Origin of the sequence: Peristeroidobacter agariperforans, assembly GCF_004138335.1 — a bacterium.
GTDB classification, from domain to species: Bacteria; Pseudomonadota; Gammaproteobacteria; order Steroidobacterales; family Steroidobacteraceae; genus Steroidobacter; species Steroidobacter agariperforans.
On record NZ_RYFW01000001.1, the window covers coordinates 738,319 to 751,478 of the forward strand.

Here is a 13,160-nt window from a genome sequence, read left to right on the forward strand (position 1 = left end):
CTCTAACGGCTACCATGCCTTCTCCTGTTCACGAGCTGAACGGCGCCCGTCTCAGCCGCCTGCTGCGCGCCGGCATCCAACGCCTGATCGCCGATCAGGAGCATTTGAACCGGATCAACGTGTTTCCGGTGCCCGATGGCGATACCGGCACGAACATGGCGCTCACCATGAGCGCCGTGCTCACCAGCCTTCGTCGGGGAGCAGACGACCACGCCGGCATCACACTCACTCGGGCCGCCGATGCGGCACTCGATGGGGCTCGTGGCAATTCCGGCGCCATCCTGGCGCAGTTCTTCCTTGGGATGGGCGACAGCGCCGCCGCGCACGCCGCTTTATCGACGACGCAGTTCGCGACTGCAGTGACCACTGGCGCGATCTACGCCCGCGATAGTTTGGCCGAACCCCGCGAGGGGACCGTGCTCACCGTAATCACCGATTTCGCTACTGAGACTGCGCGCCTCGCGGCCACCGGCTTGCACGACTACCTCAGTCTTTTCTCACAGGGGCTCAATAAAGCGCGAACCTCACTTCAGCGCACTTCCGACCAACTGGAGGCGTTACGAGTTGCGCGCGTGGTCGACGCGGGCGCGCAGGGCTTCGTCGATCTGCTCGAAGGCATGACGGACCACCTGCACCGTGACGTCGATGCCGAACCCGCCGAAGTTTCGGTGACCGCCGCGGACCACGAAACGACCGCGGGCGAAGCCCACGATCTGTCACATCGCTTCTGCACCGAATGTACGATCACCAGCCCCAACATCGATCGTCGCAAACTGCGCGAGCATCTTGCCGAGCTCGGCTCGTCGTTCGTGCTCGCGGGCACGAATCGCAAATCCAAAGTCCACATTCACGTCAACGACCCGGCCGAGGTGTTTCACATCGCCAGCCTGTTCGGCGTGGTGAGCGGCCAGAAAGCCGATGACATGCAGCGCCAGCAGCAGGCGGCGCACGATGAGCTGCGACGCGTCGCCATCCTCACGGACTCAGTGGCCGACATTCCCGACGATGTGCTCGATGAGCTCGGCATTCATGTCGTACCGCTGCGCATTCAGTTTGGCGAGCAGAGCTACCTGGACAAGGTTGGCTTGTCGCCGGAAGAATTTCTCGCCGAGCTGGTCCTCAATCCGACCCATCCGAAGACGTCGCAGCCGCCGGCTGGCGATTTTCGACGGCAGTTCGAATTTCTCGCCTCGCATTTCGAGGCGGTCGTTTCGATCAATGTCACCGCCAAGGTCAGCGGCACATACAACGCCGCGCAATCCGCAGCGGATCGGGTGCAAAGCCGCGGCGCGATCGCAGTGCTCGACTCAGGCAATGCGTCGATCGGCCAGGGACTGATCGCGATCTACGCCGCCGAGTTGGCCATGAAAGGTTTCGATGCCGCTCGCATCGTCACCGCCGTCCGCAAGATGATTCCTCTTACTCGCACCTACGCGCAGGTCGGCTCGCTCGATTACGCCGTGCGCGGTGGACGCGTGAAGCCGGCAGTAAGATCTATCGCAAACGTGTTGGGCCTTTCGCCAGTGCTCGCGAGTCACTCGGATGGTCGCATTGCGCCAGCCGGCATGTTGTTCGGTCGTCGCAACCGACGCGATAAGTTGGTTCGATTCATCACCCGTCGCATGAAGAACGGCCAGCCCTATCGCGTCGGCATCGGCCATGCGAACGCCGAAACCGAAGCGCACAATTTGCTCGATCGATTGCGAGAGGCGCATCCTCACATCGAGCGCGCCTTCGTGATGCCCGTGGGCAGTACCCTCACCGCCCACGGCGGGCCAGGAACCCTGGTCGTGGGAATTCAGCCAGCCTCGCTGGATTGATCACTCCTAGACATTCATTTAGTCATTGACACTGTGTCAACGACGGGCGCAGTATGGCGCTATGTCCTACATCGCCGACCGCCGCCAGGAAGAGAAAGACCGTCGACGCAACGAGATCGTCGATGCGGCCGAGAGTCTTTATCGCGAGCTGGGCTGGGAAGCGGTCACCATGGACGCGGTCGCACGTAAGGCTCGCCTAAGTCGAGCTCTGGTATACGTCTACTTCAAGGACAAGAGCGAGCTGCTGCTCGCCATCACCGAACGCGCGATGGAAGTACTCCGAACCCGTTTTGAAGAAGCCGGCGCCCGGGCTCGCATGGGCATCGACCAGATCGAAGCCATGGGCCGCGCGTACATGGCGTATGGCCTGGAATTTCCCCACTATTTCGACGCTTGTGCGCGCCTCGAGCTACGTGCGAGCGACCCCGCGGAAAGAGGTCCCGTCGAAGCGGCCGTGTTCCAGATGGGCATGAAGGTGCATGACGTGGTGGTCGCGTCGCTCGAAGCGGGCCAACGTGACGGCAGCATCCGCGCCGACGTCGGCGATCTGCAAGTAACTTCCCGAGTGCTCTGGGGTTTCACCCACGGCCTGACACAGATCGCAATCACCAAGGCCGGGCCGCTGGCCGAGGCCGGCATCAGCGTCACCCAGCTCACGCAACAGGCCATCGCGATGATTCGCTACACCCTGGCCGGTACTGCGCGGCCGTTGGCCGACTGAAGCTGGTTTTTATTTGAGCATTTTTTGACACTTGTCTAACGACTGAACAACTGTGGCAGGCCGGGAATGGCAAGGGCGCCACGAAGGGAACGAGACCATGCGAGCGCCACCTCTTCTGGCGACGATCGGACTGTGCCTGAGCGCGAGCGCCGCTTGGGCACAGGCGCCGGCAAGCGGCGCTGACTTCGACACTATCGTCGCGAACTATGTGGCCGAAGGACTGCGCAGCAACCTCGCGCTCCAGAGCGAGCATCTGGAAGTCGAGAAGGCAGCAGAAGCGCTTTCCGAAGCCCGCGCGCGATTTTTTCCCGAGCTGTCGTTCGAAGCCCGGTACACACGCGCCGACGGTGGCCGCGTCATCGACATCCCGATCGGTACTTCGCTCAATCCGGTTTACTCGACCTTGAATGAGATGCTGGTTGCTCAAGGGCAGCCGGCGCGCTTTCCTCAGCTCGCCAACGAGAACATTCCGTTCCTGCGCACCGAAGAGCAGGACACGCGCTTGCTACTGCGCCAGCCGTTGTATGCGCCGGCGATTCCCGCCGCCGTTCGCGCTCAGCGTGCATTGTTGGACGCGAGCAGCTTCAATCGAATGGCGATCGCCCGGGCGCTCCGTCGCGACATTACCGTTTCCTACGTGGACTGGCTGAAGGCGCGCAGCTCCGTCGAGATCGTTGCTGCGAGCGAAGCGCTGTTACGAGAGAACCTGCGCGTCAACGAATCCTTGTACGGCAACGGCAAGATCACCGAAGACCTGGTGCTGCGAGCCAAGGCCGAGTTGCTCGACGTCGAACAGCAGAAGCGTGAAGCCGAGAACCTGGCCACTCAAGCGCAAAGCTTTTTCAACTTCCTGCTCAATCGGCAGCTGCAGTCCTCGATCGAGCCGTCCTCGCCGCCCAACAATGCGGGCGCCGGCGAAGCCGCCCTCGAACAGCTTTGGTCGATGGCGCTGGACCGTCGTCCGGAAATTGCACAGGTCGAGCAACTGCGTCGCGCGAGCGAAGAGCAGACGCGGATTGCTCGCAAGCAGAAATGGCCGACTTTGTCGCTCGGCGTCGATGCGGGCACGCAAGGCGAGGACTATCGTTTTGGCGACGGTTATAACTTCGGCACGGCGTCGCTGATTTTCACCTGGCGCATCTTCGATGGCGGCGGCGATACGGCCCGCGTTCATCAAGCACGCGCCGCCGAGAAGCAGCTGGTGTTGCGTCAGGAAGAAATCGCCCAGCAGATCCGCCTCGAAGTGCAACAGTCTTACGATCGACTCACTACCGCGCGGGATTCGCTGGCAACGGCCGCAGCTCGTGCCGACGCGGCTCGCGCTGCCTTTCGCATCGCCAGTCGCAAACGTGACGAGGGCGTAATCAGCCAGGTCGAGTTCATCGATGCTCGCAGCGCGCTCACCGGCGCCGAGCTGAATCACAACCTCACCCGCTTCAACGTGCTCGCGCGCCGCGCCGAGCTGGAATATGCGACCTCGACGGGAGACATCCCGCTCGATCCAGGAGTCTGATCATGCTGCGCCCGTTCAGTGTTCTCCCTCCGCTGCTGCTGTCGGCTACCTTGCTGGCCATCGCTGGTTGTAACAGCGGCGCCAACGATCAGCCGGTCGTCGAGCTTGCGCGTGTGCGTACGGCGGCAGCGGTCGCCGGTCCCGCCGCGCCGTCCATTCGCACGAATGGCTTGCTCGCCAACGAAGATGAGATCCGCCTGTCATTCAAAGTGGGTGGCGTCATTCGTCGCTTGTCCGTGACCGAAGGCGATCAGGTGCGCAAAGGCCAGAGGCTCGCCGAGATCGAGCAGACGGAAATCGATGCGCAGGTCGAGCAGGCTGCACAGGCTCATGAAAAGGCGAGGCGGGATCTCGAACGCGGCGAGCGCTTGTACGCCGACAAGGTCATCAGCCTCGAACAGCTGCAAGATCTGCGAACGCAGCTCGCCGTCAACGAAGCGGCCTTGGACTCGGCGAAGTTCAACTGGAGTTACGCCGCAATCGTTGCGCCTCACGACGGCACGGTGCTCCGGCGGCTCGCCGAAGAGCGCGAGCTGGTGCAGGCCGGCAACCCGATCCTCGTACTCGGCGCAAAGGACAAAGGTTTCATCGTGCGCACCGGCCTGGCCGATCGCGAGATCGTGCAGGTGAAGTTGGGCGACGAAGCGCAGATCCGGCTCGACGCCCTGCCCGGCAAGACGTTGACGGGCAAAGTGACCGAAGTGTCCGGCGCTTCCGATGCGAGCAGCGGTATGTTCGGCATCGAAGTTTCATTGGATCCGACCGACCTGCCATTGAAGAGCGGCCTGGTCGCGAAACTCACCATCACTCCAGCCACGGCCAAAGCCGGCGAGCGCATCTACGTGCCCATCGGCGCGATCGTCGAAGGCGACGGCCGCACCGCTCGTGTGTTCGTGCTCGATCAGAAACACGCGCGGCAACGCGAAGTCGACGTCGCGTTCATCGAGGGCGAGAGGGTCGCGCTCGACACTGGCTTGCAAGCCGGCGAGCAAGTCATCACTGACGGCGCTCAATATCTGGAAGACGGCGAGGAAGTGACCCTCGCCGAGCCCATGACTGCGAACCGGGAGTAGCGCATGAGCTTCCTGGAATTTCCCATCAAACGCTACCAGTTCACGCTGGTCGCATTCGCCATGCTGGTGGCGCTCGGCATCTCGTCCTTCTCGAGCATTCCGCGCCAGGAAGACCCGTACTTCCCGATTCCGATCTATCAGATCATCGTCGCCTATCCGGGCGCCGAGCCGCGCGACGTCGAGCGCCTGGTGGTCAAGCCCATCGAGGATCGAATCAGCGAGCTGGACGACATCAAGAAGGTCGAAAGCTTCAGCAACGACGGCCTGGCCATGATGCTGGCCGAGTTCTACAGCACCGCCGACGCCGAAGAGAAATACGACGAGGTGGTGCGCGAGATCAACGCCCTGCGGCCGTCGCTGCCGGCGGAGATCGCCCGGCTCGAGATCAAGAAGAGCAATCCCGGCCTGGTGAACATCGTGCAGTTTGCACTGGTGTCACCGGATGCGCCCTATCGCGAGCTGGAAGATCACGCTCGCGATCTCAAGGACATGCTCAAGGCGGTCGACGGCGTGCGGACGTCCGAAACCTGGGCCTATCCGGCGCGGGAACTGCGTGTGGCGCTCGATTTGCCTCGCATGGCGGAGCTGAAGCTCGCGCCGAGCAGAGTGATCGAAGCTTTGCAGAGCGAGAACACCACCGTGCCGGGCGGCGCCATCGACGTGGGCAGCCGCAGCTTCAGCGTCAAGACTTCCGGAAGTTACGAGTCGCTGGATGAAGTACGCGATACCGTCGTCGCAGCCGTCGACGGCCGCACAGTGCGCATTCGTGACGTTGCCGAGGTGCACTGGGACACGCAGGAGCACACCTACACTGGCCGCTTCAACGGTCAGCGCGCCGTGTTCGTCACAGCGAATCAGAAAGACGGCTACAACATCTTCGAAGTCCGCGAGCGCGTGCTCGAAGCCGCCAAGAAGTTCGAGCAGCAGCTGCCCAAGCGCATCAAGCTGGAACTGGGCTTCGATCAATCGGAGAACGTCGCCACCCGCCTGAATCGACTCACCACCGATTTCGCGATCGCCATTGCGCTGGTCGCGATCACGCTGCTGCCGCTTGGGCTGCGGGCCGCGAGCATCGTGATGATCTCGATTCCGCTGTCGCTCGCGATTGGCGTGTCGACGCTGCACATGGTCGGCTACTCGCTAAATCAGATCTCGATCGCGGGTTTCGTCGTTGCGCTCGGCTTGCTGGTGGACGACTCGATCGTCGTCGTGGAGAACATTTCGCGCTTCTTACGCGAAGGTCATTCGCGCACGGAAGCGGCGATCCTGGCGACACGGCAGATCTTCCTCGCGATCCTGGGCTGCACGGCCACCATCATCTTTGCGTTCCTGCCGTTGATGATGCTGTCCGGCCCGTCGGGCAAGTTCATTCGCGTGCTGCCGACTGCGGTGCTGTCGACCGTGATGGCGTCGTTGCTGATCGCGTTGACCATCATTCCGTTCCTCGCCAGCCGCATCCTCAGCAAGCATGAGAATCCGGAAGGCAATCGGCTGCTGCAGTCGGTGCAGCGAGGCATTCATCGTTTCTATCAGCCGCTGCTGCACCGGGCATTGGCAAAGCCGAAGCTGACGGTGTGGGGCTCGCTGGTCGCGTGCCTGGTCATCATGGTTGGCGTCGGCGGCATCATCGGCTTCAGTCTCTTTCCGAAAGCCGACACGCCCAACTTCCTGATCACCGTCGAGACGCCCGATGGCAGCAGCCTCGCCGAAACTGATCGCGCACTGAAGTTCGTCGAGAACCGCTTGTCAGCGATGCCCGATGTCGCGTCGTACTTCACCAACCTGGGGCACGGCAACCCGAAGATCTATTACAACGAGTTCGGCAACGAAGGCGCCACCAACTACGGCGACATCTTCGTCAAGCTCAAGGAATATGACACGACCGACACGCCGAAGAAGCTCGAGGAACTGCGTCGAGAGCTGAAGCAGTATCCGAATGCCCACATCCATGTGCGAGAGTTCCAGAACGGTCCGCCGATTACGGCGCCGATTGCGATTCGTGTCATCGGGCCGGAGTTGGATGAGCTGGATCGCCTCGCGGCGCGCGTCGAGCAGGTGATCAAGGAAACACCGGGCACGCGGGATGTGGACAATCCGGTCCGCATCAAGCGCACCGATCTGCAGTTGAAGATCGATTCGCAGAAGGCCGCGCTGTTCGGCGTGCCGGCGATCGAATTCGATCGCGCTGTGCGCCTGGCGGTCGCGGGCGTTCCAGCGAGCCGCTACAAAGAAACTGACGGTGAGCAGTACGACATCATGGTTCGCACACCCATCACCGAACGTGCCGACATCCACGCGCTCGACCAAGTGCGCGTGACCACACTGAGCGGCGCGACGTTGCCGCTGAGTCAGCTCGCACAAGTGGAATTCACCGGCGCACCGACGCAGATCGACCGTTACAACCGTGCTCGCGCCGTCACGATCAATGCCGAGGTTCAGAACGGTTACAACACGGATCGCGTGACGAGCGAGGTGCTGCGTCGGCTCGATGAAATGCAATGGCCGCGGGGCTATTCATACGTGCCTGGCGGCGAACTGGAGAGCCGGGCCGAAAGCTTCGGCGGCCTGCAGGCAGCGACCATCGTGGCATTGCTCGGCATCGTCGCAGTGCTGGTGCTGGAGTTCGGCAGCTTCAAAAGCACGTTGATCGTGCTGAGCGTCGTGCCGTTCGGCATCGCAGGCGGCATTCTTGCGCTGGGACTCGCGGGCTACAGCATTTCGTTTACTGCGACCATCGGCTTCATCGCGCTCATCGGCATCGAGACCAAGAACTCGATCTTGCTGGTCGACTTCACCAATCAGCTCAGGGCGGAAGGCATGCCGCTGGATGAAGCCATCGAGCGTGCCGGCGAGATTCGTTTCCTGCCGATTCTGCTGACCAGCGCGACTGCGATCGGCGGCCTGCTGCCGCTGGCGCTGCAGAACGCGGGCATGTACTCGCCACTGGCGTGGGTCATCATCGGCGGCTTGATCTCCTCGACGTTGATCGCACGCATCGTCACACCGGTGATGTACAAGCTCATTCCGCCGACCATCGAAGTCAAGAAGTCGGCTGGCGCGCCGACTACTTCATCGGCAGCGCCGGCAGAGATCTCGCCGGCCACGACTTAATCGGCTTCCTCGATCCCCCGCTCGCTCTCCGTCGCAAGACGGAGAGCGCTTTTTATGTGCCCGCCTTCGGGTAACGGTTATGCCGGCCCGCGGACTTTGCAGTAAAGTGCTCGGCTCCTGATCAGGAAGCCACGATGAAGTTCGAAACCCTGTCGGTCCATGCCGGACGAGATGTCGAGCGCGCCACTGGCGCCGTCGCCCCGCCGATTCAGTTGAGCACGACGTACGAGCGGGACATCGACGGCGAATGGTCGCGCGGTTTCTCCTATAGTCGCGCGGACAATCCTGGCCGCCGCCCCTTGGAGGAATGCATCGCCGCGCTCGAAGGGGGTGAAGACGCGACAGCTTATGGCTCGGGGTCGGCCGCTTCCATGGCGGTCTTCAGTCTACTGCGCCCGGGCGAACACGTGATCGCGCCGATCGAGTCGTACCACGGCACGGCCAAGCAACTTCGCGACGTGCTCATGCCGATGGGTGTTACGCATACGTTCGTGGATATGACTCGTGTCGATGCGGTTCGCGAGGCGCTCCGCAAAGAGACACGCCTGGTCTGGATCGAGACACCCTCGAATCCCATGCTCAACATCAGCGACATCGAGACCATCGCTGAGCTCGCTCACGGTCGTGGCGCCATGGTCTGTTGTGACAACACCTTTGCGACGCCGGTGTGGCAGCGGCCGCTCGAGCTCGGCGCCGATCTGGTCATGCATTCGAGCACCAAGTATTTCGGCGGGCACAGCGACGTGATGGGCGGCGCTGTCGTGACACGCGATCGCGGCGGCCTCTCCGACAAGCTGCGCGACTATCAGCAGACCGTCGGCAGCGTGCCTTCACCGTTCGATTGCTGGCTCATTCGTCGCAGTCTCACGACGCTGTCATGCCGTGTGCGCGCGCAGACTCACAACGCAAGTCGGATTGCCGGCTTCCTGCAAAGTCACAAGAACGTCGAGCGCGTGTTCTATCCGGGGCTGGATACGCATCCGGGCCATGCGATTGCGCAACGTCAGATGAAGGGCGGCTTCGGCGCCATGCTGTCGTTCAACGTGCGCGGCGGCCGCGACGCCGCCTTCGCCGTGGCCGCGAAGATGCAGTTGTTTATTCGTGCAACCAGCTTGGGCGGCGTGGAATCGCTAGTCGAGCACCGCGCATCGGTGGAAGGTCCGCACACGGTGACGCCGCAGAATCTGCTGCGATTGTCGGTGGGCTTGGAGAGCGCCGAGGACCTGATTGCGGATCTGGATCAGGCGCTCGGCTAACAGACTATTTCTCGAGCGGACGCTTCTGCGTTTCCCACGCCTTCATGTCGCCGTCGAGGTGGAGCAGTTTTTGGAAGCCGTTTTCCCGCAGACGCTCCGCTCCCTTCTCTGCCCTGACGCCGATCGTGCAGTACAGGACGATGTCTTTGTCGGCCGCGTCCGCAACTTCGGAGATACGCGACGGCAGGTGCGTGTAGGGAATATTGATGGCGCCCGGAACATGGCCCGCCGCGAACTCCTCCGGGGTGCGCACATCGAGGATCAGCATCGACGTGTCCTTCTTCTCGATGCGCTTCAGCAGTGACGCCTGGTCGATCTTCGGAGTGTCACTTGCATGAGAGACCGCGGCGAAGGTGAACGCCGCGGCCGCCAGCAACGAACGAGGGAACCGACGCATCAGTGCTTGCCCGGCTCCAGCTTCACGCCCCGCCGTTCCCAAGTCGCATAAGTGAGCAGCGCAGTCATCTTCGGATCGTCGGCGGCCAGCTCATCGCCCTCCAGGGGATTGCGAATACACCAGTTCACCATCTCCCAGAAATTCGCGACCTTGCCCAGCTGCTTCTGGAACTTGGGGTAGGTTTCCGGATGCGTGTTTGCGGCGTTCGGATGGCACTGCGCGCACACCACGCCATTCTTGCCGAGCTTGGCGTCGGTCCACAGCGCGCGACCTTCTTTCACCACGCCATCGAACTGTTCCTGCCAGCGGGCCAGGTCTTCCTCGGTGAACTCATCGGCACTGGCCCCAGCGGAGGCGCCCAGCGCCAGCGCGGCACAAGCAATGACGGATGCAATTTTCATGTGGGTAACCTTGGCGTCGTGAGCTGTAGGCGCTGCGGCTCGATAGTGCAACTCAATAATGCATTTGGGGCGCGATGCGCTGGTCTTCATCCTGATAGGTCTGGTCCTTAGGATGCCCGGCCTGCGAATCGAACGCCACGGTCCGCGTGGTGTTGTTGTACAGATTGAAGGTCGCGCTGGCGCGGCCGCTGTTCACATCGATGAACTGCCACCCGGTGGCGTCGCGCTCGAAGAACGGATCGGCGCGATTCATCTGCACCGTCAGTTTCGGCAGCAGCTGCTGGGCCTGCGCATAGCTCTGCGGGTAGGGCCAGGGCCACGCCGTGGCCATCGCCGACGTGAACGCAATGTTGCCGATCTGATTGTACTGGATCTGGTGCACGTGGCCGTAGAACACCGTGACCTTGTCGAACGGCGCGAGCAGCGCTTGCACCTGCTCCGCGTCCTCGGTCCAGAAATTCCAGCCCTTGTAGATCTTCTGCAGCGGCGAGTGCGAGAACACCACGATCGGGGTGTCCTTCTTCACCTTCGCCAGGTCTTTCTTCAACCATTCGCGCTGCTTGTCGCCGACCATGAACGGCGAGCCGTTCGGGTTGTCGAGACCGGCCATCTCGGCCATGCGCTGCTCGTTGGTGGGCCAGCGGTTGAAGGTCCACTCATCGTAGGTGAGGATGCTGTTCAACACCACGAAGTGCACGCCCTTGTGGTTGAAGCTGTAGTACTGCTTGCCGAACAGCTTGGACCAGTATTCGCCCAGGTCGAGGTAGTAATCGTGCTCGCCCATCACGTGGTAGACCTTGCCATTGAGCTTCGACAACAGCTCCGCACCGTGATCGAGCTCCGGCTTGCTGCCCATCTGCGCCAGGTCGCCGCCGAAAATCACGAAATCCGGCTTGGGCGTGAGCAGATTGGTCTCGGCGACTGCGCGGATCAAACCGCGATCCCAGTTGCGCACGAACTGCGTGCCTTTGATCTGCTGAATGTGCGAGTCCGAGATGTACGCGAACGTGAAGTTGTCGCTCGGCTCCGCGAACGCCAGCTCCACCATGGTCAGCGGCAGCGCCGCGGCGCCGACACTCATCGTCGATGTTTTGATGAAACTGCGGCGATCGTATTTGATGTCCATGTTACATCCCCTCTCCGCCGCTGCCGGATGTCACCGGACTGGCGTTCGCCACCGTCGTGGTCTTCACATTGCAGGAAACAGGATTCGCCGATGCGGCCTTCTGCGCGGCGAACTGCGGGCTGGTCAACGATTCCATGAACGCGACCAGGTCGCTGATCTCATCGTCGGTGAGATTGAGCGGACGGATGCCGCCGCTCAGGAAGTCGTTCACCGGATCGTCCTTCTTGGTCACGCCGCCGTTGTTGTAGTGCTCGACCACGTCGCGCAGCGTCTTCAAGCTGCCGTCGTGCATGAACGGCGCGGTCACCGCGACGTTACGCAGCGTCGAAGTCTTGAATGCACCGATCTCATCGAGCGCCTCGGTCACCGCGAAGCGGCCGAGCTCAGACACTTTCGGATTGGTGAGCACTGCTTTGTCGACGTCCGTACCCGCGCTCTTCGCGGTCAGGAATGCCGGCGCAAACTGCGGGATTTCCTGCTGAATGCGATTCACACCGACGCCGATGTTATGGAAGCGGTTGTCGGTGAACAGCGCGTAGTCCTGCTCGATGGCATGACAGGACACGCAACGTCCCTTGGTCAGAAAGACATTGAAGCCGCGCTTGGCCTGCTCGCTGATGGCCTTTTGATCGCCGCCGTAATACCAGCGATCCCAAGGCGAATCGCCCGAGACGATGGTGCGCTCGAAGCTGGCGATGGCCTGCTGCACTTCCTTCATCGTGACCTGCTCGCCTTCCTTGTCGAAGACTTTCTTGAAGCGCGCCACGTAGTCGGGATCGGTGCGCACGATCTTCAGCACCGGATCGTGATTCACCAGGCCCATCTCCACCGGATTGACGATGGGGTGCTGAGCCTGGTCCTCCATGTCGAGCGAACGGCCATCCCAGAAGAACAGCTTGTAGTACGCGGAGTTGATCACCGTCGGCGCGTTGCGCGTGCCGGTGAGCTTGTTGATGCCTTCGGATGTGACGAGCGGACTATCGGTGAACGCCTTCTTCGGATCGTGACAAGTCGCGCAGCTCACCTCGCCGGTGCTGCTGAAACGCTTGTCGTTGAAGAGCTTGTCGCCGAGCGCGATCTTCTCGGGCGTTTGCGGATTGTCCGCTGGGACGGGCACGGGAGGCAGGCCCAACGGTTGGGCGAGCGCGGCTCCCATTGCAAACAGGCCAGACAAAATGCTGGCGCACGTCACCACGCGCACGGTGTGAATCGGCGGTCCCATGCTGTGTCTCCCCTGCGGGCTCCGCTCGTTTTTGAGTCGTAGCCCTTGTCTAAATTAGATTTAGTCTAATCAATGGGCAAGCGCTGACAATTGATCTCTTCAATAAGAGCCTCCGTGGTAACAGCCGAGCGAGTACGGCCATCGCGGCTGACGGAGACGATGCGATCGGCTGCACGCACAGCGACGCGAGCGAAACGAAGCACTTTGCGACCGTCATCGGTGAGTGCGACATGCGCGCGATCACGCTCGAACAAACGCACACCGAGATATTCTTCGAGCTTGCGCAACTGAATGCTCAGGGTGGATTGAGTGACGGAGCAGCGCTCCGCCGCGCGAGTGAAGTTCAAGCACTCGGCAAGTGCGATGAGGTACCGCAAGGCGCGAATGGACATGCGACCCTCGTTATTCGAACCCCTGATTGCGCCCGAAAATACACCGCGTCCGTGTCAGCCGCCAGCACGTTAAACACAATCGCGGCCGATTCCCCGGCAGTTATTTCCAATCAGTCCGATCGAAAGAA

Annotated in this window: 11 protein-coding genes; 6 read left to right on the forward strand and 5 right to left on the reverse strand. The window is 61.8% G+C overall.

From position 1 onward, the window contains the following. Positions 1–14 precede the first annotated feature (14 nt). The 6 genes from EK373_RS03130 (at position 15) to EK373_RS03155 (ending at position 9,494) form a co-directional block, all read left to right on the forward strand. Entirely contained in the window at positions 15–1,820 is a 1,806-nt protein-coding gene (locus EK373_RS03130) for a DegV family protein (RefSeq protein WP_129641279.1), read from the forward strand. A gap of 61 nt (positions 1,821–1,881) precedes the next feature. Beyond that, positions 1,882–2,541, forward strand: coding sequence for a TetR/AcrR family transcriptional regulator (locus tag EK373_RS03135; protein ID WP_129641280.1), 660 nt, complete (start codon positions 1,882–1,884; stop codon positions 2,539–2,541). Positions 2,542–2,638: 97 nt separating this feature from the next. Next, a complete protein-coding gene (locus EK373_RS03140) occupies positions 2,639–4,054 on the forward strand; it encodes a TolC family protein (RefSeq protein WP_129641281.1) in 1,416 nt (471 codons plus the stop codon). Between the two features lie 2 nt (positions 4,055–4,056). Next, a complete protein-coding gene (locus EK373_RS03145; RefSeq protein WP_129641282.1) occupies positions 4,057–5,127 on the forward strand; it encodes an efflux RND transporter periplasmic adaptor subunit in 1,071 nt (356 codons plus the stop codon). 3 nt (positions 5,128–5,130) lie between these two features. Beyond that, a complete protein-coding gene (locus EK373_RS03150) occupies positions 5,131–8,238 on the forward strand; it encodes an efflux RND transporter permease subunit (RefSeq protein WP_129641283.1) in 3,108 nt (1,035 codons plus the stop codon). Between the two features lie 134 nt (positions 8,239–8,372). Next, positions 8,373–9,494: a trans-sulfuration enzyme family protein gene (locus tag EK373_RS03155; RefSeq protein WP_129641284.1), complete on the forward strand. Its 1,122-nt coding sequence runs from the start codon at positions 8,373–8,375 to the stop codon at positions 9,492–9,494. A gap of 4 nt (positions 9,495–9,498) precedes the next feature. Here EK373_RS03155 and EK373_RS03160 read toward each other — a convergent pair whose 3' ends face one another. From EK373_RS03160 to EK373_RS03180, 5 genes are all read right to left on the reverse strand, one after another. Continuing rightward, entirely contained in the window at positions 9,499–9,891 is a 393-nt protein-coding gene (locus EK373_RS03160) for a rhodanese-like domain-containing protein (protein ID WP_129641285.1), read from the reverse strand. Next, on the reverse strand, positions 9,891–10,292 hold the full coding sequence (locus tag EK373_RS03165; RefSeq protein WP_129641286.1) for a c-type cytochrome: 402 nt from the start codon (positions 10,290–10,292) through the stop codon (positions 9,891–9,893). The genes EK373_RS03160 and EK373_RS03165 overlap by 1 nt, the downstream gene beginning before the upstream one ends. A gap of 52 nt (positions 10,293–10,344) precedes the next feature. Further along, positions 10,345–11,418, reverse strand: a complete 1,074-nt coding sequence (locus EK373_RS03170) for a metallophosphoesterase family protein (RefSeq protein WP_129641287.1) — start codon at positions 11,416–11,418, stop codon at positions 10,345–10,347. Position 11,419: 1 nt separating this feature from the next. After that, complete coding sequence (locus EK373_RS03175) at positions 11,420–12,640, reverse strand: cytochrome-c peroxidase (RefSeq protein WP_129641288.1); 1,221 nt, start codon at positions 12,638–12,640, stop codon at positions 11,420–11,422. A gap of 65 nt (positions 12,641–12,705) precedes the next feature. After that, positions 12,706–13,032 (reverse strand): LysR family transcriptional regulator, encoded by a 327-nt coding sequence (locus EK373_RS03180; protein ID WP_129641289.1) that lies wholly within the window; start codon positions 13,030–13,032, stop codon positions 12,706–12,708. Positions 13,033–13,160 lie beyond the last annotated feature (128 nt).

Coding starts and splice junctions, on each gene's coding strand:
- EK373_RS03130 (WP_129641279.1), top strand. CDS start 15: ATGCCTTCTCCTGTTCACGAGCTGAACGGCGCCCGTCTCAGCCGCCTG.
- EK373_RS03135 (WP_129641280.1), top strand. CDS start 1,882: ATGTCCTACATCGCCGACCGCCGCCAGGAAGAGAAAGACCGTCGACGC.
- EK373_RS03140 (WP_129641281.1), top strand. CDS start 2,639: ATGCGAGCGCCACCTCTTCTGGCGACGATCGGACTGTGCCTGAGCGCG.
- EK373_RS03145 (WP_129641282.1), top strand. CDS start 4,057: ATGCTGCGCCCGTTCAGTGTTCTCCCTCCGCTGCTGCTGTCGGCTACC.
- EK373_RS03150 (WP_129641283.1), top strand. CDS start 5,131: ATGAGCTTCCTGGAATTTCCCATCAAACGCTACCAGTTCACGCTGGTC.
- EK373_RS03155 (WP_129641284.1), top strand. CDS start 8,373: ATGAAGTTCGAAACCCTGTCGGTCCATGCCGGACGAGATGTCGAGCGC.
- EK373_RS03160 (WP_129641285.1), bottom strand. CDS start 9,891: ATGCGTCGGTTCCCTCGTTCGTTGCTGGCGGCCGCGGCGTTCACCTTC.
- EK373_RS03165 (WP_129641286.1), bottom strand. CDS start 10,292: ATGAAAATTGCATCCGTCATTGCTTGTGCCGCGCTGGCGCTGGGCGCC.
- EK373_RS03170 (WP_129641287.1), bottom strand. CDS start 11,418: ATGGACATCAAATACGATCGCCGCAGTTTCATCAAAACATCGACGATG.
- EK373_RS03175 (WP_129641288.1), bottom strand. CDS start 12,640: ATGGGACCGCCGATTCACACCGTGCGCGTGGTGACGTGCGCCAGCATT.
- EK373_RS03180 (WP_129641289.1), bottom strand. CDS start 13,032: ATGTCCATTCGCGCCTTGCGGTACCTCATCGCACTTGCCGAGTGCTTG.